Here is a 23,262-nt window from a genome sequence, read left to right as displayed (position 1 = left end):
TCGCTTGCGGGGTCAGGTGGTGAGTTTGCGGCGTTGGGTGACCATCTTGAAGGCCTCAATGCGATCCCCCTCTTCCCAGTTGGCGAACCGATCGGTGCCGACACCACATTCGAAGCCAGTGGCCACTTCCTTGACGTCATCCTTGTTGCGACGCAGGGAGTCGAGGTCGCCCTCGTAAACCACCTGTTTGCCGCGGTGCACCCGCACCCGGCAGTTGCGATGCAGCTTGCCGGTGGTGACATAACAGCCGGCCACGGCGCTCTTGCCGATGGTGAAAACGGCGCGCACCTCGGCTTCGCCCAGGGCTTCCTCCACCAGTTCCGGCTCCAGCAGACCTTCCATCGCCATCTGGATGTCTTCCAGAAGCTTGTAGATCACGTCGTAGTCGCGAACGTCAACGCCGGTGGCATCCGCAGCTTTCTTGGCGCCGGAGGCCATGGAGGTGTTGAAGCCCACGATCACCGCGCCCGAGGCAGCTGCCAGGTCGACGTCGGTTTCGGTGATCTCGCCAGGGGCCGAGAGCAGCACCCTCACCTGCACCTCATCCTTGGGCAGCTGCTCGAGCGATCCGAGGATGGCTTCCACAGAGCCCTGAACGTCGGCTTTGAGAATCAGGTTGAGTTCCTTGAGTTCGCCGTCATTGGCCTGGCCGGACATGGCTGTGAGCGAGACGCGTCGTGACGCCATCTGCTGAGCCAGTCGGGTGGCACGGGCATCGGAGGCGCGATCGCCCACAACCGCACGGGCCGATTTCTCGTCGGGGTACACCTCGAACTCATCACCGGCGGTGGGCACCTCGCTGAAGCCCAGGGCCTCCACCGCAAAGGAAGGACCAGCTTGCTTGAGCCGTTGGCGGTTGTCGTCCACCATGGCGCGCACCTTGCCCAGCACCGGACCAGCGGCCAGAACGTCGCCGGTCTTGAGGGTGCCGTTTTGCACCAGCAGTGTGGCGACAGGGCCTTTGGCCTTGTCGAGGTGAGCTTCGATCACAGTGCCGCGGGCCAGACGATCCGGGTTGGCCTGCAGGTCTTCCACTTCGGTGACCAGCAGCAGCATCTCCAGCAGCTTGTCGATGTTTTCGCCCTTGATGGCGCTCACCGGCACCATCACCACATCGCCGCCCCAGTCTTCCGCCAGCAGGTTTTGCTCTGACAGCTCCTGTTTCACCCGTTCGGGCGATGAACCTTCCTTATCGATCTTGTTGATCGCCACCACGATCGGCACTTCGGCGGCCCGGGCGTGGCTGATGGCCTCCAGGGTCTGCGGCCTGACGCCGTCATCGGCGGCCACCACCAGCACAGCCACGTCGGTCACCTTGGTGCCGCGGGCTCGCATGGCCGTGAACGCTTCGTGGCCCGGAGTGTCCAGGAAGGTGAGCTTGCGCTGTTCGTTGTTGTGCTCGATCTCAACCTGATACGCACCGATGTGCTGCGTGATGCCTCCGGCCTCACCCGCAGCGACGCGGGCCTGACGGATGGCATCCAGAAGGCTGGTTTTGCCGTGGTCGACGTGGCCCATGACGGTGACCACGGGCGGACGCCGGATCAGGTGAGCCTTGTCGGCCTCTTCGATCATTTCGACGGTCTTCTTGGCCGCCTCCTCCACGTCGTCCTGCAGCACCGGCACACCAAATTCGTCGGCGACGGCTTCGATTGTTGGCATGTCTAGGGTCTGGGTGACCGTGGCGATGATCCCTTTGAAGAAAAGGGATTTGATGATTTCCGAGCTTTCGACGCTCAGCATGTCTGCCAGTTCCTGCACCGTGAGGTTGTCCTCCGGCACCACGATCATTTCGGGCCGCACCTGCTTGGCTTCCCGAGCTGCTCGCAACTCCATGGCACGCCGGCGCTGACGCTGACGGGCGGTTTCCTTCTTGCGCTTCCGCATTGCCGCCACCGGCTTGGGTGCCGTGCGCTGTTGCGACTTGGGCTTGGCGGGACGCGCAAGGCTCGCCGAGAGAACCATGTTCTCCTGCTCGCCGGCGAAACCGCCGGTCTGTGCCGCCAGGGAGTCGTCGTTCTCACCGATGATGTGCACCTTCTGGCGCTGTTTCTGCGGCGAGCGGCTGCGCAGAGCATCGAGCCGGGCGCTGTCATCCCAGTCGGGCCGACCAGGCCGCCGTTGGCCACCTGGGCCACCCGGACGGAAGCTGGGTCGACGCGGTGCCGAGGGGGAGTTCGGACGCGCCACGGGCGGGGTGGCCGTTCCTGCACCTGCACCGGCTTTGGTGGGTGCATCGGGACGACGGGGTGCCGGTGCTGCTGGCCTGCCAACAGGCTTCTGCAGCTGCATGAGCTCACCGGGAGCCACCGGTTTGCGCATTCCAGCGGGCATTCCGGGGCGTCCAGGTGCTCCTGGACGGGTGGGTGCTCCCGGACGACCGCTACCGGTGGTGCTGCCGTCGCGACGAATCGGCTTGCCGACCAGTTCCAGGGTGTTGCCGCTGCGGGGAGGCATCCCAGGGCGACCCTGTCGGGTGGGTGCTCCCGGACGGCTTGGCCCCCCCTGGCGTTGAGGCACGCCGGTGCCCGCAGGACGGCGGGGGACGGGTTTACCGACCAGTTCAGGCCGGGGAGTGGGGCGTGAGGGTGCGCCGGGTTTCGCGGGAGCGCCGGCACGGGTTGGAGCACCGGGCCGAGACGGGGCCCCAGAACGGATGATCTGTGGCTTGGGCTGACCCTGGCCGGGGGTGGGCCGTGCTGGACTTCCAGCCCCTGCAGGGCGAGGCGTCGGGCGAGCCGGTGTGGGCCGTGGCGTGGGTGCCGTGGGTTTGGCAGTAGCTTTGGGCTTGCTTACGAGTTTCGGTTTGCCTGCAGCAGGCTTGCTGACGACCTGAGGCTTGGCCGCGGCAGGCCGAGGCACGGGCTTTGCCGCCGTTGGTCGCGCCGGTGCTGCCGCCGCTTTCACTAGGGCCGGTGCGGGCTTGCTGATCACCGGTTTGGGCGTGGCTGCTGCGGGAGGCTTTGGGGCCGCCTGTGGTTTGACCGCCGCCGCGGGTTTGGTGACCACGGGCTTAGCGGCCACAGGCTTGGCAACCGGCTTGCTCACCGCCGGGGTGGGCTTGCTCGGGGTGGCGGGGGCCGCTTTCTTCACCGAGAGGATGGCCTTGCCCGGTGCGGGCTTGGCGGGGGCCGCGGCAGCGGGTTTCGCACCATTCCCGCCCTTGCCAAGCAGCGAACGGATCTTTCCGGCTTCAGCGTCACTGATCGAGCTGCTGTGGCTCTTCGCAGCGATCGACAGCTTTTCAGCCGCATCCAGCACGTCCTTGTTCTCAAGGCCGAGGTCCTTGGACAGCTCGTAAATTCTGACTTTGCCGCTGCTGGTCATTCAGTTCGGGTCTCCGATCGGTCCGGGCATGGAATGCCGCGGTGGCCACGCACAACGTGGGGCCAATGTTCAGTCTGCCTCAGCGGATTCACCAACGCTTTGGTTAAGCCGCTGTTTCAACACCGCAAGCACTGTTTCGGGCACCTGACAACGCAGGGCTTTCTGCAGGCGTTTGCGACGGGTCGCCTCCTGAAGGCAGTTCTCCTCGCGGCAGAGATAGGCCGAACGGCCCATCCCCTCATCGAGGCGAACTCCGTCCTGATGGTCGCGGATCACCCTCCAGAGTTGGCGGCGATCCAAGAGCTGGCGGCAGGCCACGCAGCGACGCAGGACGGGGCGGTCACTCACCGGACCTGCTCCTGATCGGGATCGGCATCCGCATCGGCTTCAACCGCTGCATCCGTGGCTTCGGTCTCGGACTCGGTGCCGGCTTCCACCTCAGCGGGCTCCTCCTCAGAGAACTCCTGCTCGGGCTGCTCCTCGCCGTACTCCTCTTCGTCTTCGGGCAGCGGATACAGCTCCCGCAGGCGTGCATCCTCTTCCGCCCGAGCGGCCTGTTCGGCGGCCAGCCGTTCCTCGGCTTGCTGCTGGAGCGCTTCCTCTTCCTCCCGCTGGGAGATCAGCTCCGCCACCACGGCATCCTCGGCCTCTTGGTCGTATTCGGTGGAGTTCTTGATGTCGATCTTCCAGCCGGTGAGTCGGGCGGCCAAACGCACGTTCTGGCCCTCGCGGCCGATGGCCAGGCTCAGCTGATCGGGGGGCACCAGCACATGGGCGTGCTGGCCCACGGGATCCACCAGACGCACCATTTCCACCCGAGCGGGGCTGAGGGAATTGGCGATGTATTGGCCCGGATCCTGGGACCAGCGGATCACGTCGATTTTTTCTCCACGCAGTTCGTTCACCACCTGTTGGATGCGGGAGCCGCGGGCGCCGATGCAGGCGCCGACCGGGTCCACCTCGCGTTCAATGCTGTCGACGGCCACCTTGGTGCGGGGGCCCACGGAACGGGAGGGGGGATTGGCTTCACGGGCCACGGCCACGATCCGAACGGATCCTTCCTGGATTTCGGGAACTTCGTTCTCGAACAGATACACCACCAGCCCAGCATTGGAGCGGCTGACGAACAGCTGCGGTCCCCGGCGGGGCACTTCGCTCACCTCTTTCAGGAAGACCTTGAAGGTGGCATTGGCGCGGTAGTTGTCGTTGGGCAGCTGATCGCGCCGGGGCAGCTCCGCCTCCACTTCCGGACGGCCCAGGCCTGAGCTGACCGCCATGATCACCGACTGCCGTTCGAAGCGGATCACCCGGGCCGTCAGCACCGGATCCTCCAGATCAGCGAACTCCTCCTGGATCATGCGGCGCTGCTGATCCCGCAGCTTCTGGGCCAGCACCTGCTTGGTGGTGGCGGCGGCCATGCGGCCGAAATCCTCTTTCTCAGGGGTGACATCCAGCACCACCGTGTCGCCCACCTGGGCGTCATCGGCCACCTGCATCACCTCGGCGATCGCGATCTGGTGGTCTTCGCTCTCCACCTCATCAACAATGATCTTGCTGGCGAGAACCCTGTAGCCCTCCTCCTCCAGGTCGAGGCCAACGTCAAAGTTGCTGAAGTACTCCTCATCAAAGGGGTCTTCGCTGATGCCGAGATACAGGGTGCGCCTGTAGCGCTCATAGCCCTTCAGCAGGGCCTCCCGCAGGGCCGCTTCCACCACCTGAGGCGGCAGCTTCTTCTCTTCACTGATGTCGTCGATCAGGTTGCTGAGACCGGGAAGCAGGACGAGAGCCATCGCGTTGGGTTAGGGGAAATGAAGGGAGCGGTTGCAGGGGCTGTGAACGCTTGGTTCAGCTGCCTGGACTCGTGAGGCGGACACCAATCACGCAATCCCGGGCAATTCGTTTGATTCGCCCGCGAATGTTGATCTGCAGCGTGTCGGCGTCGCGTTCGAGCAAGAGGCCCTCCAGACGTTGCTCGCTGTCGTCCTTGTCGCGGTGATGAACCTCCACGGGGAACCCGCGGAAGGTCTCAAAGTCGCGATCGCTGGACAGCTGGTCGCCGATACCGGGACTGCTGATCTCCAGAACATACGCGTCAGTGAGCAGGGTGGAGGCCTCAAGGGCATCCCCCAGCACGCCGCTGAAACCCGCGCAGTCGTCGAGGCTCACATCCGCTCCACTGCTGTGGCGGATCTGCACTTCCAGGGTCATCGGGCTCATGTGGGTGAGCAGTTGAATGCCGCAAAGGGCAAAACCTTTGCTGGCGGCCACCTTGGTGGCCAGCGTTTCGAGATCCGGAAGCAGAGGATGAGGCAATGCGAACTGAGGGCGGACGTCGGCCCGACGTGCATTTCAGTTGTGACCGATCTCCCGCAGGGAGATGCCCGTCGGACACATCTTCAATGTACGGGACCGTCCGACCGGCGTCAGGTGTTGCCCAGATCGATGGCTGGTGCATCGGGAAAGGCGTCGCCCGGCTGCTCGGCGCCGCGCCCATCGGAATCCTGATTGATGCAGAGGCGCCGACGCTCCGGATCGGTCACGTACTGACAGACGCGACTCCAGAGTTTGCTGCGGCTCCCCTGGGGGCCATTGCTGAACGTCACCACATCGACGAGGCCAGGTCGGTCTTCGACCACGACCTGGCAGAGCTCACAGCGTTGTGAAGCGGAGGATGCGCTCAAGGTGAAGCTCACAAGACCCAACGACCCTAAGCAGTGGATTCGAGAGCCGCTGTGCGATCAGTGGCAGCCCTGAACGGAGATCTGGTAACTGAATCCAGTGGCTTGTGGATCCTTGTTGGCGCCGATCCTGAAATTCACCTGGCTGATGCTCTTGCCAGGCACCTGCTGGAAGGGGCCGAACATCCGGCCCGTGCCCACGGGGGGCTGCAGTTGTTCATCAGCCACCTTGCTGTTGCCGCCATCGCTGAATTTGAGGAAGGCCTGGACCGGATAGCTGCTGGGGTCGCTGGAATCGGCGGTGAAAAACAGCTTGAAACTGCGGTAGGGCTGATCCACCACGAAATCGGTGTCCCAGTTGGTGCGGCCGATAGCTTTGCCGATCAGCCCCTTGGGACGCTCCACCTTCTTTTTCACAATCGGGTCACCGCCGCCCACCGGGGGCAGAAAGCTGCAGGCGGCATTGGCCTGCATCGGCATGAGCAGCAGGCCCAGGACGGGCAGAGCAGCGATGGATCGAATTAAGAATCTGATGGATTGGGTGTGAGGGGAGTCAGCGGCGGACCTTCTTCAAAGCGCTCCAACAGCACTTGCGTCGGGATCTGGGTCCCGAAGCGGCAGGCGTTGGTTTCGCTGGAGGCGAGGGTGCCGTGTTCCCAGAACTTGTTGCTGCCGTTGCCCCCGCCACAGAGGCCGAAGTACTCGCAGCCCTTGTGGCAGGTCTCCACGCCGCTGCTCATGTCGGCCATCAGCCAACGGAACTGCTCGGTGTGGGTGGACTCCACCAGCGACAGATCCTTGAGATTGCCGAGGTTGAAGCTGCCGTAGCGGTCACTGGCTACCGAAAGCAGCTCGGGGTCGAAGGTGGAGAAATTGCCCTCCCAATCGACGCTGAGGATCGAGAACGGGCGATTCAGCTCGTTCTGGGTCATCCGCGCATTGCCTTGGATCAGGCTGATCACCTGCTCGAATTCGCGCAGCACCACGGGATAGCCGTCTTGCTCGCTCAGCCGCCAGAAGGCCCGCAGGAAGTTGCGGTATTTCTCCTCCATTGCGGACCCCTGCATTGAGGAGCTCGTGTTGATCCCCTCCTGCTCCTCAACGTTGAAGCCCACATCGGTGATGCCGTTGTCGCGGAAGAAGCTATACATCCGCTCCGGTTGCTCCATGGCATCGGCGGTCACCACCGAGATGCAGTGGAAGGGCACATCGTTGCGATGCAGGGCTTCAATTCCCTTCATCGCCATGGCATGGGAACCGCGCCCGTTGCGGAAGCGCCGGTGGGCGTCGTGGATGTCCTCAGGGCCATCCACACTGATGCCCACCACGATGCGGTTGCGCCGGAAGCAGTCGCACCACGCGTCGTTGATCAACGTGGCGTTGGTTTGCACGTGCTGGGTGAAATCCAGCCCCTGCGCATTGAACTGATCAAGGCTGCGATACAGGATCGACGTCGCCTCGTCGTACCAACTGGTGGGCAGGGTGAGTGGTTCACCGGCATGCCAAACCAGGGAAAATTCAGGGCCGGCATAGGGGCTTTCCAGAATCCGCTGCATCAGCAGGGGCAGCAGATCCAGGTCAAAGACCCGCTTCTTCTGCCGGTCCGGCAGATAGCAATACGAACAATCGAGGTTGCACAGCGAAGTGGACTGCACCACCACGAGGCCGATGGGCCCGAACCGGTTGAGGTCGGGCCCGACGTTGGGAGAGGAAACGATCACCAGTTAACGAAGCCGCCGCCGCCGTTGCCCCAGCCACCACCACCGTTGCGCCAACCGCCGTAGTAGTTGCCGTTGCCCCAGGTGCGGCGGCTATTGCCCCACTTGTTGCCGCTCTTGCCGTTGCCCCACTTGCCTTTGCCGCGGCTGTTGCCGAATTTCTTGCCCTTGCCGTTCTTCCACTTGCTCTTGGCGACAAGCTCGTCTTCAATTTCGGGACCGTTAAGCAGGCTGCCCCAGTCGGTGTTCCGCACCGCTTCAATTCGGGCTTCAATGCTGTTGGCTTTGGCTGCTCCGTTCAGATACTCCGGAGCGGTGTAGGTGGAGCTAGCTTCAGCTGTCTGGCTGAGCACGGCGCTGGAGGCCAGCAGTGCATGAAAAGCAATCAGAGAACGCTTCATGGCTATTGATCAATAGAGGAAAAATGAAATTGATGAGGTGTCAGATTCCTGGTGTCGCAGGGGTATTGATCTCTGCTGTGATGCTGAGGATCAGGCCGTATAGGGAGCGGATCACGTCCTGGCTCAGGCCCACATCGCTGCCGGGGCCGATCCAACGGTTGATCATGCGGCGCGTTCCCGCATCACCATCCATGTAGGCCTGCATCATCTGGCCCAACGCGATGTTGGTGGAGGAGAGCAGCTTGCCGTTGTTTTGGTTGACGATGCAGCTGATGCCGGATCGGCCGTAGGGACGGAAGGGCAGCAGCGCCGTCTTGTCGATGCGGCTGTTGGCGGCCAGCCACAGCGTTCCGCCCCCAAGAATCGAAATTTCGCCCGCGTAGAAGGCGTCCAACGCTTCCTTGGGGGTGGTGAAATTCTTCAGCGTGGCGCCAGGGACCACGTTCCTCAGCACCTGGGCTGAGGCGGTGTCCTTCACCACACCAATCGTTTGGCCCTCCAGTGAGGCCGGGGTTCCATCGACGGTGGTGTCGCTGGCCATTAGCAGACGGGTGCCACCAACGCCGAAGGGAAGGCTGTAGGAGACTTTCGTGGAGCGGCCCCAGGTAAAGGCCACGCCGCAGGCGATGTCGGCCTTGCCGGTGATTACGGCGCCGATGCCTTCGTTCACCGACTTGGCCACCCGGTAGTCCACTTTGCGGCGCTTGGCCTGGATCCGGATCTGTTCAAGAACGTCAACCCCGAGGCCTTCGTAGGCGGAGTCTGTTTTTTGATATAGCGGCTTGACCTCCTCAAAGATCACCGCCTTGAGCGTTGTGCTCTCCGCGGAGGCTTGAGGGGTGAGGGCAACCGGGCCAGCCAGGGCAAGCAGAGCTGCCGCTGGAGCCAGAAGTGCACGCATGCAAAAACTGCGTTTGCTTAGTAGTTAGCTGGAATGTCCAAGCTCGACCGCGCATCGCAATAGAGGTCCTGAGATTGCGATCGATTTGGATCAGAGCCCGTTTTTCGGGCTGGATCCGATAAAAAAGAAGGCAATTAGAGGTCGTGTGTTGCGGTACGCCCTGCGTCAACTCCTGGCCGTTCTGATGGCTGTAGCGGTCCTGGTCGGTGAAGGTGCCTCAGCGCAGGCCCTGGAGCACAGCTTTGTGGCCGATGCCGTTCAGCGGGTTGCTCCGGCGGTGGTTCGGATCGACACCGAGCGCACCGTGGAACGTCAGCCGTTTGACCCCACGCTGCTTGATCCCCTGCTGCGGGACCTTCTGGGGGATCCTCCAGCTGGCCCGGAGCGGGAACGGGGCCAAGGCTCTGGTGTGGTGATCGATGCCAAGGGCCTTGTGCTCACCAATGCCCATGTGGTGGATCGGGTTGAGTCCGTCAGCGTCACCCTGGCCGACGGAGAACAGCGGGATGGACGGGTGGTGGGCACCGATGCGGTGACAGACCTGGCCCTGGTGCGTCTCGAGGGCGATCAACTGCCGCCACGGGCTCCCTTGGGTGATTCGGAAGCCATGCAGGTGGGCGATTGGGCGATCGCCCTCGGCACTCCATTCGGATTGGAACGCACGGTGACCCTGGGCATCGTCAGCAGCCTGCACCGCAACATCAACAGTCTTGGCTTCGCCGACAAACGGCTGGAACTGATTCAGACTGACGCTGCTATCAACCCCGGCAATTCCGGAGGGCCGTTGGTGAACGGCGATGGCCAGGTGATTGGCATCAACACATTGGTGCGGTCGGGACCTGGGGCCGGCCTCGGTTTTGCCATCCCGATCAACCTGGCCCGCCGAGTGGCGGATCAGCTCCAGCAGCAGGGTGAGGTGGTGCATCCTTACATCGGTCTGCAACTGGTGGCGCTCACACCGCGTATCGCGCGCGAGCACAACAAGGACCCCAATGCCCTGGTGCAGCTGCCGGAACGCAGCGGTGCCCTGGTGCAAGCCGTGCTTCCCGATGGCCCGGCCGAAAAAGCAGGACTGCGCCGCGGCGATCTGTTGATCACGGTGGATGAGCGCGAGATTGCTGACCCTCAGGCGCTGCTCGAGGTGGTGGATGCCGCCGCCATCGATGTTCCACTGCCTCTGAAGGTGCTGCGGGCGGGCCGCGAGCTGACCCTGTCCGTCAAACCTGAGCCCCTGCCTGGGATGGCCTGAAACCCCTTGCTACGGTCGCGCCCAAAGGACGTGACCTGATGGCTGATCTACAGACCCAGATGAAGCAGGCGGTGGCTGATGCCGCCGTGGAACAGATCAAGGACGGCATGGTTCTGGGCCTGGGGTCAGGCTCCACCGCCGCCCTGATGATTCAGGGCCTGGGGGCCAAGCTCGCCAGCGGAGAACTCAAAGACATCGTCGGTGTTACCACCTCTTTCCAGGGAGAGGTGCTGGCCGCTGAGCTCAACATCCCCCTGCTCAGCCTCAACGCCGTCAGCCGGATTGATCTGGCCATCGATGGTGCTGACGAAGTCGACCCTGGCTTCCAATTGATCAAGGGCGGTGGCGCTTGCCACGTGCAGGAAAAACTCGTGGCGGCACGGGCGGATCGTTTTGTAGTGGTGGTGGACTCCACCAAACTGGTGGACCGTCTCAACCTCGGTTTTCTGCTGCCGGTGGAAGTGCTACCCGGGGCCTGGCGCCAGGTGAAGCAGCAGCTGGAAGCTCTCGGGGGCAGTGCTGAGCTCCGAATGGCCCAGCGCAAGGCAGGCCCTGTGGTCACCGATCAGGGCAACCTGGTGCTGGACGCCAAGCTCGATGGCGGCATCAGCGATCCAGTGGCCCTGGAGCAGACGATCAACAACATTCCAGGTGTGCTGGAGAACGGCCTGTTCGTCAACATCACCGATGAGGTGTTGGTCGGTGAAATCACTGATGGCGTTGCGGGTGTCCGCAGTCTGCAGAAGCGCCTCAGCTGAGGCGCCGCCGCACCGACTCAGCGTGGCTGTGCAGGCCTTCACTGGTGGCCAGCTCCTGCACAGCTGAACCCGTTGCTTCTAGGGCAGCCCGGTTGAAACCGATCAGCGAGGTGTGGCGCATGAAGGTCTCAACACTCAGGGCTCCGCTGAAACGCGCGGCTCCACAGGTGGGCAGCGTGTGGTTCGGGCCTGCCAGGTAATCCCCCACGGCTTCTGGAGACCAGGGGCCTAGGAAAATGGCTCCGGCGTTCTGAATGCGATCCGCCAGGGGCTCGGGCCGCTCCACCAGCAGCTCTAAGTGTTCGGGAGCGAAGCTGTCGCTGAGGCGGGCACAGCTTTCAAGGTCGTCGCAGACCACCACCAGCCCCCAGTCCCGCAAAGCGGCTTCGCAGATCTCCTGGCGGGGGTGATCGGCCAGCTGTTCGGCCACTGCGGCGTTGATCCCGTCGGCCAGTGCAGGGTCGGTGGTGATCAGCACCGCAGCCGCCAGGGGGTCGTGCTCCGCCTGCGCCAACAGATCCGCTGCCACCTGATCGGGCTTGGCGGAGTGGTCTGCGATCACCAGCACTTCGCTTGGTCCCGCCAGGGAATCGATGGCCACCTGGCCGTACACCGCCTGTTTCGCCAGGGTGACGTAGAGGTTCCCGGGGCCACTGATCACGTCCACCTTGGGAACGCTCTCGCTGCCATAGGCCATGGCGGCGACAGCTTGGGCACCTCCGAGGCGGAACACCGTTTTCACGCCGGCCAGGTGGGCCGCTGCCAGTACCACGGGGTTCACCGCACCATCACGTCCAGCGGGGGAACAGATCACCACGTTTTTGACGCCGGCGACCCGGGCTGGAACAGCATTCATCAACACGGTGCTGGGGTAGGCCGCCCGTCCTCCGGGCACGTAGAGACCCGCCCGCTCCACCGGTCGCCAGCGCCGCCCAAGCTGTTCGCCATGGGGGCCCGTCACCGCCAGATCGGCGGGACGTTGGCGTTGGTGGAAGTCGGTGATGCGGCGATGGGCCAGCTCTAGGGCATCCCGCAGGTTGGTCGGCAGCGACGTCCAGGCCTGTTCGAGGGCCTCGGGCGACACCGCCATCGGTTCGGGCCGGAAGCCATCGAACCGTTCGGTGTAGTCGGCAATGGCGGCATCACCGCGGTCGCGCACCGCTGCGAGAATGGATTCAACCCGCTCACGGGCTTCACCCTGCTGGGTTTGCGTGGTGCGGCTCGACAACCGTTTCAGCTCCGTCTGGGCCCGGTCCAGATCCCGCACGATGCGAAGGGGAGCAACGGCCGGCTGGCTCACAGACAAAGAAACAGTGGGAGAGTTCGGCCAAGTTAGGACTCCACAATCCGAGGGAGGGGGTCCTGTCAAGGAGTAAGGTGATGGATTGTTCGCAACGTTGAAGCCTCAGTGGCCAATAACAAGTCAGCCAAGAAGCGGATTGAGATTGCTGAGCGCAACCGTCTGCGCAACCGCACCTACAAGTCGTCGATGCGCACCCTGATGAAGCGCTGCTTCGCCGCCTGTGATGCCTACAGCGCCACCCCTGGTGATGAAGCCAAGGCCAGCGTGCAGACCTCCATGCGTGCCGCTTTCAGCAAGATCGACAAGGCCGTGAAGGTGGGTGTGCTGCACCGCAACAACGGCGCCAATCAGAAGTCCCGCCTCAGTGCGGCCGTGCGCAAGGTGCTCGAGCCCGCCAGCTGATTCGGTTTCAACCGGCAGAATGGACCGAAAGCGCGTTTCGGTCCAGCTGTGTCCCCCACTCCGACGTTGATTGACAGCCACTGTCACATCGTCTTTCGCAACTTTGATGACGACCTCGATGAGGTGGCCTCGCGTTGGCGTGAGGCTGGGGTTGGCGCTCTGCTGCACGCCTGCGTCGAACCCTCCGAAATTCCGGCGATTCGCGCCCTGGCGGATCGATTCCCGGAGATGCGTTATTCCGTCGGCGTCCACCCATTGGACACCGAGCATTGGCGGGATGACACGATGGCGGTGCTGCGCCGGGCGGCTCTGGAGGACGATCGAGTGGTCGCCATCGGCGAACTCGGCCTAGATCTCTTCCGAGACAAGAATCTCGTGGAGCAGCTTGCTGTGCTGCGTCCTCAATTGGACTTAGCGGTGGAATTAAACCTGCCGGTGATCATCCACTGCCGAGATGCCGCTGAGCCGATGCTGGAGGAACTGCGGGCCCGCAAGTCGCAGAGCCGTTGCCCCGGAGGGGTGATGCATTGCTGGGGCGGCACCCCCGATGAAATGCACCAGTTCCTGGAGCTCGGCTTTTACATCAGCTTCAGCGGCACCGTCACCTTTCCCAAGGCGGAGCCCACCCACGACTGCGCCCGTCAGGTGCCGGAGGATCGTTTTTTGGTGGAAACCGATTGCCCTTTCCTGGCCCCTGTGCCCCGCCGCGGCAAGCGCAACGAGCCGGCTTTCGTGGCCTCCGTTGCCACGCGGGTGGCTGAGCTGCGCGGCGTGGATCTCGACAGTGTGGCCTGCAGCAGCACCGCCAACGCCCGCCGTTTGTTCGGACTCCCTTAACCGGAGTTCCAAGGAGGTCGAGTCCATATGTAAGATGTTGTATTGGCCTGGCCATGTGCAAGATTCCGTCTTGTGTGTGGTGCCTGAAGCGTCCATTTCCTTCCGGTGCACTTGTCGTCGTCAGCTGATCTGACCCGCGATTTCTGAACAGCAGCAGCGGCTCTGTAGGTTCCGTCCTGGAAACCGTCGGTGCCTCTGTTGTGTCGAATCGTCTTGTCAGGTGAGCTTCTGCCGCCAATCCAGTCCTTCCCAGTCCCTTCGTCCTCTCTGCCGGTCCCCGCATGAGCAGCAGCGCGATTCAGGTCGCCAAGACCGCCACCTACCTCCCTGATCTGGTGGAGGTGCAGCGGGCCAGCTTTAAGTGGTTTTTGGATCAAGGTCTGATCGAGGAGCTGGAAAGCTTCTCTCCGATCACGGATTACACCGGCAAGCTGGAGCTGCATTTCATTGGTAGTGAGTACCGCCTGAAGCGCCCCCGCCACGATGTGGAAGAGGCCAAGCGACGTGATGCGACCTTCGCGTCACAGATGTACGTGACCTGCCGCCTGGTCAACAAGGAGACCGGTGAGATCAAGGAGCAGGAGGTCTTCATCGGCGAACTGCCGCTGATGACCGAGCGCGGCACGTTCATCATCAACGGCGCTGAGCGCGTGATCGTGAACCAGATCGTGCGCAGCCCTGGTGTCTATTTCAAGGATGAAATGGACAAGAACGGTCGGCGCACTTACAACGCCAGCGTCATCCCCAACCGGGGTGCCTGGCTGAAGTTTGAGACCGATAAGAACGACTTGCTCCACGTTCGTGTGGACAAGACCCGCAAGATCAACGCGCACGTGCTCATGCGTGCCATGGGTCTCTCCGACAACGACGTGCTCGACAAGCTGCGTCACCCCGAGTTCTACAAGAAGTCGATTGATGCCGCAAACGATGAGGGCATCAGTTCGGAAGACCAGGCGCTGCTTGAGCTCTACAAGAAACTGCGCCCAGGTGAACCCCCCTCAGTGAGTGGTGGTCAGCAGCTGCTGCAGACCCGTTTCTTCGATCCCAAGCGCTACGACCTCGGTCGGGTCGGCCGCTACAAAATCAACAAGAAGCTGCGCCTCACCATCCCCGACACGGTGCGCACCCTCACCCATGAGGACGTGCTCTCGACCCTCGATTACCTGATCAACCTGGAACTGGATGTCGGTGGTGCCAGCCTCGACGACATCGACCACCTCGGTAACCGCCGCGTGCGTTCCGTGGGCGAACTCCTGCAGAACCAAGTTCGGGTGGGTTTGAACCGTCTTGAGCGGATCATCAAGGAACGGATGACCGTCGGCGAAACCGATTCGCTGACCCCGGCCCAGTTGGTGAACCCCAAGCCCCTGGTGGCGGCGATCAAGGAGTTCTTCGGCTCCAGTCAGCTGAGCCAGTTCATGGACCAGACCAACCCTCTGGCTGAGCTCACCCACAAACGCCGTATCTCGGCCCTTGGACCCGGCGGTCTCACCCGTGAGCGTGCCGGCTTCGCCGTCCGCGACATTCACCCCTCCCACTACGGCCGTCTCTGCCCGATTGAGACGCCAGAAGGTCCCAACGCCGGTCTGATCAACTCCCTGGCCACCCACGCCCGGGTCAACGAGTACGGCTTCATCGAAACGCCGTTCTGGAAGGTTGAGTACGGTGTCGTTCTCAAGGACGGCGATCCGATCTACCTGTCTGCCGACCGGGAAGACGAAGTGCGCGTCGCCCCTGGTGACGTGGCCACCGAGGACGACGGCCGGATCTCGGCGGATCTGATTCCTGTGCGTTATCGCCAGGACTTCGAGAAGGTCCCCCCTGAGCAGGTCGACTACGTCGCCCTGTCACCAGTACAGGTGATCTCCGTGGCAACGTCCCTGATTCCTTTCCTGGAGCACGACGACGCCAACCGCGCCCTGATGGGCTCCAACATGCAGCGTCAGGCTGTGCCGTTGCTTCGCCCTGAGCGTGCCCTGGTGGGCACCGGCCTGGAAACCCAGGTGGCCCGCGACTCCGGCATGGTGCCGATCTCCCGGGTGAATGGCACCGTCACCTATGTGGATGCCAACGCCATCGTTGTTCAGGACGAGGACGGCAACGACCACACCCACTTCCTGCAGAAGTATCAGCGCTCCAACCAGGACACCTGTCTGAACCAGCGCCCAATCGTCCGCTGTGGCGATCCGGTGATCGTAGGTCAGGTGATGGCGGATGGCTCGGCCTGTGAAGGCGGTGAGATCGCCCTGGGTCAGAACGTTCTGATCGCTTACATGCCCTGGGAGGGTTACAACTACGAGGACGCGCTGCTGGTGAGCGAGCGTCTGGTCACCGACGACCTCTACACCTCGGTTCACATCGAGAAGTACGAGATCGAAGCGCGTCAGACCAAGCTGGGACCTGAGGAGATCACCCGTGAGATCCCCAACGTCGCTGAGGAAAGCCTTGGCAACCTCGACGAGATGGGCATCATCCGCGTGGGCGCTTTCGTTGAAAGCGGCGACATCCTCGTCGGCAAGGTGACGCCCAAGGGTGAATCCGACCAGCCGCCGGAAGAGAAGCTGCTGCGCGCGATCTTCGGTGAGAAGGCCCGTGATGTGCGCGACAACTCCCTGCGGGTGCCCGGCACCGAGCGTGGCCGCGTTGTGGATGTGCGCATCTACACCCGTGAACAGGGTGATGAGCTGCCCCCCGGCGCCAACATGGTGGTGCGGGTTTATGTGGCCCAGCGCCGCAAGATCCAGGTCGGCGACAAGATGGCTGGCCGCCACGGCAACAAGGGCATCATCAGCCGCATCCTTCCCCGAGAGGACATGCCCTATCTGCCCGACGGCACCCCGGTCGACATCGTGCTCAACCCCCTGGGTGTGCCGAGCCGGATGAATGTGGGTCAGGTGTTCGAGCTGCTGATGGGTTGGGCAGCGTCCAACCTCGATTGCCGCGTGCGCATCGTTCCCTTCGATGAGATGCACGGTGCTGAGAAGTCCCAGCAAACCGTCGAGACCTTCCTCAAGGAAGCCGCCAAGCAGCCCGGTAAGGGTTGGGTTTACGACCCAGAGGATCCAGGCAAGCTGCAGCTGCGGGATGGCCGCACCGGCCTGCCCTTCGACCAGCCCGTGGCCGTGGGTTACTCCCACTTCCTCAAGCTGGTTCACCTGGTGGACGACAAGATTCACGCACGCTCCACCGGCCCCTACTCCCTGGTCACCCAGCAGCCCCTGGGCGGTAAGGCACAGCAAGGTGGTCAGCGTCTGGGTGAGATGGAGGTGTGGGCCCTCGAGGCCTATGGCGCCGCATACACCCTGCAGGAACTGCTTACGGTCAAGTCCGACGACATGCAGGGCCGCAACGAGGCCCTCAACGCCATCGTCAAGGGCAAGCCGATCCCCCGCCCAGGTACTCCGGAATCCTTCAAGGTGCTGATGCGCGAGCTTCAGTCCCTGGGGCTGGACATCGCCGTCTACACCGACGAAGGCAAGGAAGTGGATCTGATGCAGGACGTGAACCCACGTCGCAGCACCCCCAGCAGGCCCACCTACGAATCCCTCGGCGTCGCGGATTACGACGAGGACTGACGGATCAACGAACGAACCGATTCCCCGCTCCTTCTTCCTTAACCGTCAATGACCAACAGCAACCTCCGCACCGAGAACCACTTCGATTACGTCAAGATCACCCTCGCCTCACCCGATCGGGTGATGGAGTGGGGACAGCGCACCCTGCCCAACGGCCAGGTGGTCGGTGAGGTCACCAAGCCGGAGACCATCAACTACCGCACCCTCAAGCCTGAGATGGACGGGCTGTTCTGCGAAAAGATCTTTGGCCCGTCCAAAGATTGGGAATGCCACTGCGGCAAGTACAAGCGGGTGCGTCACCGGGGCATCGTTTGTGAACGCTGTGGTGTGGAGGTCACCGAGAGCCGCGTGCGTCGTCACCGCATGGGTTTCATCAAGCTGGCGGCCCCCGTCTCTCATGTCTGGTACCTGAAGGGGATTCCCAGCTACGTGGCCATCCTGCTGGACATGCCCCTGCGGGATGTGGAGCAGATCGTTTACTTCAACTGCTACGTGGTGCTGGATCCAGGCGACCACAAGGATCTGAAGTACAAGCAGCTGCTCACCGAAGACGAGTGGCTGGAAATTGAAGACGAGATCTACGCCGAAGATTCCGAGATCGAGAACGAGCCCGTGGTGGGCATCGGTGCCGAGGCCCTCAAGCAACTGCTGGAAGATCTCACCCTCGATGAAGTGGCTGAGCAGCTGCGGGAGGAGATCAACGGCAGCAAGGGTCAGAAGCGCGCAAAGTTGATCAAGCGTCTGCGCGTGATCGACAACTTCATCGCCACCAACGCCCGTCCCGAGTGGATGGTGCTGGATGTGATCCCGGTGATTCCGCCCGACCTGCGCCCGATGGTGCAGCTCGATGGTGGTCGCTTCGCTACCAGCGATCTCAACGATCTCTACCGGCGGGTGATTAACCGCAACAACCGTCTGGCGAGGCTCCAGGAAATCCTGGCCCCTGAAATCATCGTCCGCAACGAGAAGCGGATGCTGCAGGAGGCCGTCGATGCCCTGATCGACAATGGCCGTCGCGGTCGCACCGTGGTGGGTGCCAACAACCGTCCGCTCAAGTCACTGAGCGACATCATTGAAGGCAAGCAGGGCCGCTTCCGTCAGAACCTCCTTGGTAAGCGGGTCGACTACTCCGGTCGTTCCGTGATCGTGGTGGGTCCGAAGCTGAAGATGCACCAGTGCGGTCTGCCCAAGGAGATGGCGATCGAACTGTTCCAGCCTTTCGTGATCCACCGCCTGATCCGCCAGAACATCGTCAACAACATCAAGGCGGCCAAGAAGCTGATTCAGCGGGCCGATGATGAAGTGATGCAGGTGCTGCAGGAGGTGATCGAGGGTCACCCGATCCTGCTGAACCGTGCTCCAACCCTGCACCGTCTCGGCATTCAGGCCTTCGAACCCAAGCTGGTGGATGGCCGCGCCATTCAGCTGCACCCCCTGGTCTGCCCAGCCTTCAACGCTGACTTCGACGGTGACCAGATGGCCGTCCATGTGCCCCTGGCCATCGAGGCGCAGACCGAGGCCCGCATGCTGATGCTGGCCAGCAACAACATCCTGTCGCCTGCGACCGGCGAGCCGATCATCACCCCGTCCCAGGACATGGTGCTGGGCTCCTACTACCTGACGGCGCTTCAACCCGGTGCCTCCAAGCCCGACTTCGGCGATCGCAGCTGCACTTTTGCGGGTCTGGAGGATGTCATCCATGCCTTCGAAGACAACCGGATCGGTCTGCACGACTGGGTGTGGGTCCGCTTCAACGGTGAAGTTCAGGACGATGAAGAGCTGGATGCGCCCAGCAAGAGCGAATCCCTCAGCGATGGCACGCGCATCGAAGAGTGGAGCTACCGCCGCGACCGTTTCGATGAAGACGGTGCCCTGATCAGTCGCTACATCCTCACCACTGTGGGCCGCGTGGTGATGAATCACACGATCATCGACGCGGTGGCCGCCGCCTGAATCAAGCCAGACGTCCCTCTTCCCTAATTCCTGATCCGCGCGCAGCCATGACCTCGTCCTCGAAATCCCGCAAGTCCAAATCCAGCAAAGCCTCCAAGGCCGCTAAAGAGGCTCCCGTGAGCGCATCGCGTCCGCTCTCGAAGACCCCTCCGCCGTTCCGCAACCAGGTCATCGACAAGCGGGCCCTAAAGCAGCTTGTCGCCTGGTCCTACAAGAACCACGGCACGGCAGTGACGTCGTCCATGGCCGACAACCTCAAGGATCTCGGCTTCAAGTACGCCACCCAAGCGGCTGTCTCGATCTCCGTCGACGACCTCAAGGTGCCCGAGGCGAAAAAGGATCTGTTGGGCCAAGCCGAGGAACAGATCACGGCTACCGAAGAGCGCTATCGCTTGGGTGAAATCACCGAGGTGGAGCGTCACACCAAGGTGATCGACACCTGGACCGAGACCAACGAGCGTCTGGTGGATGCCGTCAAAAAGAACTTTGACGAGAACGCACCGCTGAACTCGGTGTGGATGATGGCCAACTCCGGCGCCCGGGGAAACATGTCCCAGGTGCGTCAGCTGGTGGGCATGCGCGGCCTGATGGCCAACCCGCAGGGTGAAATTATTGACCTTCCGATCCGCACCAACTTCCGTGAGGGTCTGACGGTCACCGAGTATGTCATCTCCTCCTACGGCGCCCGCAAGGGTCTGGTGGATACGGCGCTGCGCACCGCTGACTCCGGCTACCTCACCCGTCGTCTGGTGGACGTTGCCCAGGATGTGATCGTCCGCGAGGACGACTGCGGCACGACCCGCCACATCGTGGTGGACGCTGAGGACGGCAAATTCGGCAGCCGGCTCGTGGGTCGCTTGACCGCCGCCCAGGTGGTGAATGCCGATGGCGAGGTGCTGGCCGAGCGAGACACCGAAATCGATCCGCCGCTGTCCAAGTCCTTCGAGGCCGCTGGCGTGAAGGCCGTGAGTGTGCGTTCGCCACTCACCTGCGAAGCCAACCGTTCCGTCTGCCGCAAGTGCTACGGCTGGGCACTGGCCCACAACGAACTGGTCGACCTGGGTGAAGCCGTCGGCATCATCGCGGCCCAGTCGATCGGTGAGCCTGGAACCCAGCTCACCATGCGGACCTTCCACACCGGTGGTGTGTCCACCGCTGAAACCGGTGTGGTTCGCTCCAAGGTGGCGGGCACCGTCGAGTTCGGCAGCAAGGCGCGTGTGCGTCCTTACCGCACTCCCCACGGTGTGAACGCCCAACAGGCTGAGGTTGATTTCAACCTCACGATCAAGCCGTCCGGCAAGGGCAAGGCCCAGAAGATCGAGATCACCAACGGCTCCCTTTTGTTCGTTGACAACGGTGCTGAGATCGATGCCGACGTCACGGTGGCGCAGATCGCCGCCGGTGCGGTCAAGAAGAGTGTGGAGAAGGCCACCAAGGACGTGATCTGCGACCTGGCCGGCCAGGTGCGTTACGAGGAGGCGATTCAGCCCCGTGAGGTCACCGACCGTCAGGGCAACATCACCCTCAAGGCCCAGCGTCTCGGCCGGATGTGGGTGCTTTCCGGCGACGTCTACAACCTGCCGCCCAACGCTCAGCCCGTGGTCGGCAGTGAGACCCAGGTCACTGAGGGTCAGGTGCTGGCGGAAGCCAGCCAGCGCAGTGAGTACGGCGGTGAAGTACGCCTGCGCGACTCCATCGGTGATTCCCGTGAGGTGCAGATCGTCACCACGGCGATGACCCTCAAGGACTTCAAACTGCTGGAGGAGTCCACCCACTCCGGTGAGATCTGGAATCTTGAGGCCAAAGACGGCACCCGTTACCGCCTCAACACCATCCCCGGCAGCAAGATCGGTTCCGGCGAGGTCATCGCTGAACTGGCGGATGACCGCTTCCGCACTGGCACCGGTGGTCTGGTGAAGTTCGCCCCTGGTCTGGCGATCAAGAAGGCTCGTTCCGCCAAGAACGGCTACGAGGTCAACAAGGGCGGCACCTTGCTGTGGATCCCCCAGGAGACCCACGAAATCAACAAGGACATCTCCCTGTTGATGATCACCGACGGTCAGTGGATCGAGGCCGGCACCGAGGTTGTCAAAGACATCTTCAGCCAGACCGCGGGCATCGTCACCGTCACCCAGAAGAACGACATCCTGCGCGAAATCATCGTTCGCAGTGGTGAGTTCCACCTCTGCACCGATGCCAAGGCACTGGAGCGTTTCGAGGGTGATGGCCAGATGGTCAACCCCGGCGAGGACATCGCCAAGGGGCTCTCCGTTGACACGATGAAGTACGTGCAGACGGTGGAGACCCCCGAAGGCAAGGGTCTGCTGTTGCGTCCGGTTGAGGAGTACACCATTCCCAACGTGGCCCAGCTGCCTGAGCTGTCCCATGTCAAGCAGGCCAATGGCCCTCACCTCGGCATTAAGGCCACCCAGCGTCTGGCTTTCAAGGACAACGAACTGATCAAGTCCGTTGAAGGTGTGGAGCTGCTCAAGACCCAGCTGCTGCTCGAGACCTTCGACACCACCCCGCAGATGACGGTGGATGTGGAGAAGGCTCCCGACAAGCGGGCCAAAACCATTTCCCGTCTGCGCCTTGTGATCCTCGAGTCGATCCTGGTGCGTCGCGACACCATGTCCGACTCCAGCCACGGCTCAACCCACACCGAGCTGCAGGTCGAAGATGGCGTGTCAGTGAAGGCTGGCGATGTCGTCGCTACCACGCAGATCCTCTGCAAGCAGGCCGGTCTGGCGCAGTTGCCCGAAGCCACGGAAGCCGACCCGGTGCGTCGGATGATCGTGGAACGCCCCGAAGACACCACCACCCTGAGCACCTCCGGCAAGCCGGTGGTGAGCGTCGGTCAGCGGATTGTCGATGGAGACGCCCTTGCCGAGGGCGAAACCGCCAGCTGCTGCGGTGAGATCGAGGCCGTCAGTGGCAACAGCGTCACCCTGCGTCTGGGACGTCCCTACATGGTGTCGCCCGACTCCGTCCTGCACGTGCGTGATGGGAATCTGGTGCAGCGGGGTGATGGCCTGGCCCTGCTGGTGTTCGAACGCCAGAAGACTGGTGACATCGTTCAGGGTCTGCCCCGAATCGAAGAATTGCTGGAGGCCCGTCGCCCCCGTGAATCCACGATTCTCTGCAAGAAGCCCGGCACCGTTGAGATCAAGCAGGGCGAAGACGACGAGTCCCTCGCCGTCAACGTGATCGAATCCGATGACGCCATCGGTGAATATCCGATCCTGCTCGGCCGCAACATCATGGTGAGCGATGGCCAACAGGTCACCGCTGGTGAACTGCTGACCGATGGCCCAATCAACCCCCACGAGTTGCTCGAGTGCTACTTCGAGGATCTGCGCAGCCGTAAGCCGCTGATGGAGGCCGCTCAGGAGGCGATCGCCAACCTCCAGCACCGTTTGGTGACTGAGGTTCAGAACGTCTACAAGTCCCAGGGCGTCTCGATTGACGACAAGCACATCGAGGTGATCGTCCGTCAGATGACCAGCAAGGTGCGGGTCGAGGATGCCGGCGACACCACCCTGTTGCCGGGTGAGCTGATTGAACTGCGTCAGGTGGAAGACACCAACCAGGCCATGGCGATCACCGGTGGTGCACCCGCTGAGTTCACTCCGGTTCTGCTGGGCATCACCAAGGCGTCGCTTAACACCGACAGCTTCATCTCCGCCGCCTCCTTCCAGGAGACGACCCGGGTGCTCACCGAAGCTGCCATCGAGGGCAAGAGCGACTGGCTGCGCGGTCTCAAGGAGAACGTGATCATCGGTCGCCTGATTCCTGCGGGTACCGGCTTCAGCGGCTTTGAAGAAGAGCTGCAGAAGGAGGCTGGCCCCCATCCCGACATCCTTTCGGAGGATCCGGCCGGCTACCGCCGCATGCAGAACCTGCGCCCCGATTACACCGTCGACATGCCCCCTGCGGCCAGTGCCAGCGCGGTGCTGGATGACCCCAGTGACGCCGACCTCGAGGCCACCCGCACCCGCCACAACATCGACCCCTCGGCGAGCAATTTCGCCGCGTTCACCCGTCCGGACGCCGACAATGAGCTGAAGGAAGAGCAGGTGGTCGATGCTGAAGCCGTTGAGGGCCTTCAGGAAGAGGGCCTGCTCTCTGACGAATGAGCTCAGCTCAATCGTTCACCATTG

General features: G+C 62.7%; 17 protein-coding genes. 7 read left to right on the top strand and 10 right to left on the bottom strand.

All coding sequences use genetic code 11. From position 1 onward, the window contains the following. Positions 1-12: 12 nt before the first annotated feature. The 9 genes from infB to grrP form a co-directional block, all read right to left on the bottom strand. Positions 13-3,327: a translation initiation factor IF-2 gene (infB, locus tag SYNCC9605_RS10390; RefSeq protein WP_011365030.1), complete on the bottom strand. Its 3,315-nt coding sequence runs from the start codon at positions 3,325-3,327 to the stop codon at positions 13-15. 69 nt (positions 3,328-3,396) lie between these two features. Continuing rightward, positions 3,397-3,675 carry a YlxR family protein gene (locus SYNCC9605_RS10385; RefSeq protein ID WP_011365029.1) on the bottom strand — a complete coding sequence of 93 codons (279 nt, stop codon included), beginning with the start codon at positions 3,673-3,675 and terminating at the stop codon, positions 3,397-3,399. Beyond that, the gene (nusA, locus tag SYNCC9605_RS10380; RefSeq protein ID WP_011365028.1) at positions 3,672-5,117 is read right to left on the bottom strand and encodes a transcription termination factor NusA; all 1,446 of its coding nucleotides are present in this window, start codon (positions 5,115-5,117) and stop codon (positions 3,672-3,674) included. The genes SYNCC9605_RS10385 and nusA overlap by 4 nt, the downstream gene beginning before the upstream one ends. A gap of 55 nt (positions 5,118-5,172) precedes the next feature. After that, positions 5,173-5,640 (bottom strand): ribosome maturation factor RimP, encoded by a 468-nt coding sequence (gene rimP / locus SYNCC9605_RS10375; RefSeq protein ID WP_011365027.1) that lies wholly within the window; start codon positions 5,638-5,640, stop codon positions 5,173-5,175. 110 nt (positions 5,641-5,750) lie between these two features. Further along, positions 5,751-6,008, bottom strand: coding sequence for a hypothetical protein (locus SYNCC9605_RS10370; RefSeq protein WP_257929148.1), 258 nt, complete (start codon positions 6,006-6,008; stop codon positions 5,751-5,753). A gap of 57 nt (positions 6,009-6,065) precedes the next feature. After that, positions 6,066-6,485: a hypothetical protein gene (locus tag SYNCC9605_RS10365; protein WP_011365025.1), complete on the bottom strand. Its 420-nt coding sequence runs from the start codon at positions 6,483-6,485 to the stop codon at positions 6,066-6,068. Positions 6,486-6,526: 41 nt separating this feature from the next. Continuing rightward, entirely contained in the window at positions 6,527-7,726 is a 1,200-nt protein-coding gene (grrM, locus tag SYNCC9605_RS10360) for a cyclophane-forming radical SAM/SPASM peptide maturase GrrM/OscB (protein ID WP_011365024.1), read from the bottom strand. Continuing rightward, positions 7,723-8,124: a GrrA/OscA1 family cyclophane-containing rSAM-modified RiPP gene (gene grrA, locus SYNCC9605_RS10355; protein WP_011365023.1), complete on the bottom strand. Its 402-nt coding sequence runs from the start codon at positions 8,122-8,124 to the stop codon at positions 7,723-7,725. Before grrA ends, grrM begins: the two co-directional genes overlap by 4 nt. Positions 8,125-8,164: 40 nt before the next feature. Then, the gene (gene grrP / locus SYNCC9605_RS10350) at positions 8,165-9,025 is read right to left on the bottom strand and encodes an extracellular substrate binding-like orphan protein GrrP (RefSeq protein ID WP_011365022.1); all 861 of its coding nucleotides are present in this window, start codon (positions 9,023-9,025) and stop codon (positions 8,165-8,167) included. Between the two features lie 184 nt (positions 9,026-9,209). On the opposite strand from grrP, the gene SYNCC9605_RS10345 reads away from it, so the two are divergent. After that, entirely contained in the window at positions 9,210-10,274 is a 1,065-nt protein-coding gene (locus tag SYNCC9605_RS10345) for a trypsin-like peptidase domain-containing protein (protein WP_049749530.1), read from the top strand. 38 nt (positions 10,275-10,312) lie between these two features. After that, the gene (gene rpiA / locus SYNCC9605_RS10340; RefSeq protein ID WP_011365020.1) at positions 10,313-11,032 is read left to right on the top strand and encodes a ribose-5-phosphate isomerase RpiA; all 720 of its coding nucleotides are present in this window, start codon (positions 10,313-10,315) and stop codon (positions 11,030-11,032) included. On the opposite strand, the gene hisD is transcribed toward rpiA, so the two are convergent. After that, on the bottom strand, positions 11,025-12,332 hold the full coding sequence (hisD, locus tag SYNCC9605_RS10335; protein ID WP_011365019.1) for a histidinol dehydrogenase: 1,308 nt from the start codon (positions 12,330-12,332) through the stop codon (positions 11,025-11,027). The genes rpiA and hisD overlap by 8 nt on opposite strands. 108 nt (positions 12,333-12,440) lie before the next feature. Here hisD and rpsT point away from each other — a divergent pair, with 108 nt between their 5' ends. The 5 genes from rpsT (at position 12,441) to SYNCC9605_RS10310 (ending at position 23,238) form a co-directional block, all read left to right on the top strand. Further along, complete coding sequence (rpsT, locus tag SYNCC9605_RS10330; protein ID WP_011365018.1) at positions 12,441-12,737, top strand: 30S ribosomal protein S20; 297 nt, start codon at positions 12,441-12,443, stop codon at positions 12,735-12,737. 48 nt (positions 12,738-12,785) lie between these two features. Further along, a complete protein-coding gene (locus SYNCC9605_RS10325) occupies positions 12,786-13,574 on the top strand; it encodes a TatD family hydrolase (RefSeq protein ID WP_011365017.1) in 789 nt (262 codons plus the stop codon). Positions 13,575-13,855: 281 nt separating this feature from the next. Further along, entirely contained in the window at positions 13,856-17,149 is a 3,294-nt protein-coding gene (gene rpoB / locus SYNCC9605_RS10320; protein WP_011365016.1) for a DNA-directed RNA polymerase subunit beta, read from the top strand. A gap of 48 nt (positions 17,150-17,197) precedes the next feature. Then, positions 17,198-19,102: a DNA-directed RNA polymerase subunit gamma gene (locus SYNCC9605_RS10315; protein ID WP_011365015.1), complete on the top strand. Its 1,905-nt coding sequence runs from the start codon at positions 17,198-17,200 to the stop codon at positions 19,100-19,102. A 47-nt stretch (positions 19,103-19,149) separates the two neighbouring features. Next, on the top strand, positions 19,150-23,238 hold the full coding sequence (locus SYNCC9605_RS10310) for a DNA-directed RNA polymerase subunit beta' (RefSeq protein WP_011365014.1): 4,089 nt from the start codon (positions 19,150-19,152) through the stop codon (positions 23,236-23,238). Positions 23,239-23,262: the final 24 nt, after the last annotated feature.

The organism is Synechococcus sp. CC9605, assembly GCF_000012625.1.
Classification (GTDB): Bacteria; Cyanobacteriota; Cyanobacteriia; order PCC-6307; family Cyanobiaceae; genus Parasynechococcus.
The sequence above is the reverse complement of the archived record's forward strand: the minus strand, read 5'-3'. Positions and strand labels throughout refer to the sequence as shown.